The sequence below is a fragment of the Pedobacter sp. 01T416_2 genome (assembly GCF_056398925.1).
Genome location: NZ_JBFTQI010001070.1, coordinates 1 through 1,499 on the forward strand (window position 1 = coordinate 1; position 1,499 = coordinate 1,499).

The 1,499-nt window shown below is 37.4% G+C and carries 2 protein-coding genes and 1 pseudogene; all 3 read left to right on the forward strand.

Annotation, left to right across the window (positions count from 1 at the left end; translation table 11 throughout):
* Positions 1-195, forward strand: a pseudogene (locus AC1DPQ_RS27425) (4-hydroxy-3-methylbut-2-enyl diphosphate reductase); the annotation flags it as partial.
* A 158-nt stretch (positions 196-353) separates the two neighbouring features.
* On the forward strand, positions 354-1,028 hold the full coding sequence (locus AC1DPQ_RS27430) for a fatty acid desaturase (protein WP_477611515.1): 675 nt from the start codon (positions 354-356) through the stop codon (positions 1,026-1,028).
* 306 nt (positions 1,029-1,334) lie between these two features.
* On the forward strand, positions 1,335-1,499 hold a 165-nt coding region (locus AC1DPQ_RS27435; protein ID WP_477611516.1), incomplete at its 3' end, for a ferrochelatase.

Here is a 1,499-nt window from a genome sequence, read left to right on the forward strand (position 1 = left end):
GGCAAGAAATCTTCTAATGGAAAAGTGCTATACGATGTTTGTAAAAAACACAACGATAATTCTTATTTTATTTCGAATGTTGAAGAGTTAGATCAAACCTGGTTTAACGAAAATGATAAAGTTGGCATCTGCGGTGCTACTTCTACACCAATGTGGCTGATGGAAAAGGTTAAAGCCGCTTTGGAAAAATACTAGATTTATCATGAGAGGCGTCGCCCTGACCTGTAGCGTAGCGGAAAGCTACGAAGTAAACCGAGCTTTAAGCGAGCTCACCGAAGGTAATTTAGTTCAGGGTCTTTATGACGGAGAAAGATGCTGAACTAAATTCAGCATGACGAAATAAATAAAAGCCATTGAAAACGATAAGCCCACATACCGGAATTCTGGTTGCGTTAACCGTAATTGTCTGTTGGTTTGTTTCTCTTTATTTCTTGCTTACATGGAATTTTGCCTGGAGCAATCCCTTGGTTTATCTGATGATTGTTGTTCAGATGCATTTGTATACAGGTTTGTTTATTACCGCCCACGATGCGATGCACGGAACGATATCGCCAAACCAAAAAACAAATAATTTTATTGGCTATCTTTCCGTTTTTCTCTACGCAGGTTTTTTTTATAACCGTTTGTATGCGAAACATCACCAGCACCACCGTCATGTACACAGTGAAGAAGATCCTGATTTTGCGCCGTATGGCTTTTGGAAATGGTATTTCCGTTTCATGCTGAATTATATCACGATAATTCAATTGGTAATTATGGCCATAGTTTATAATGTGTTGAAAATCTGGATTGATGAAAAGAACCTGCTGTTGTTTTGGGTACTGCCATCCTTATTAAGCACTTTTCAGTTATTTTATTTCGGAACCTATTTGCCGCATAAGGGGGAGCACGATAATGAATATCATTCTTCTACCTTACAGAAAAATCATTTTGTTGCCTTTATTACCTGTTACTTTTTTGGCTATCATTTAGAACATCACCAAAAACCAGGTATGCCTTGGTGGCAACTGCATAAAATGAAGCGATAGTCGAGGTCGTTGTCTCAGATGGTAACATCTGACGCAAAATCAAATCTTTTCTGRTTCCGAATGAATATCCGTGGTGTTGGATGTTACCATCCGACACTAACTAATTTCCAAATAATATTTTACTTGTTCGAATTGCCAGATAGTAACATCAAACAGCATGCTGATGAATTTGCAGGCTATTGCTCGATAGCTTGTGGAAGTATGAAATAACACTTTTTGACTAAAAAATGTTTGCAATCACATTTTAAGCATAGGGAAAAAACAATAAAAAGGCGATATTTGCGCCACGAAACATATTCTTTATAAATGAGCAAAAAGGGGATTTTACTGGTAAATTTAGGAACACCTGATAGTCCGGCAACGGCAGATGTTAAAAAATACTTAGATCAATTTTTAATGGACGAGCGGGTAATCGATATCCCTAAGTTGAACAGGACATTATTGGTTAAAGGTATTATTGTTCCTTTCCGT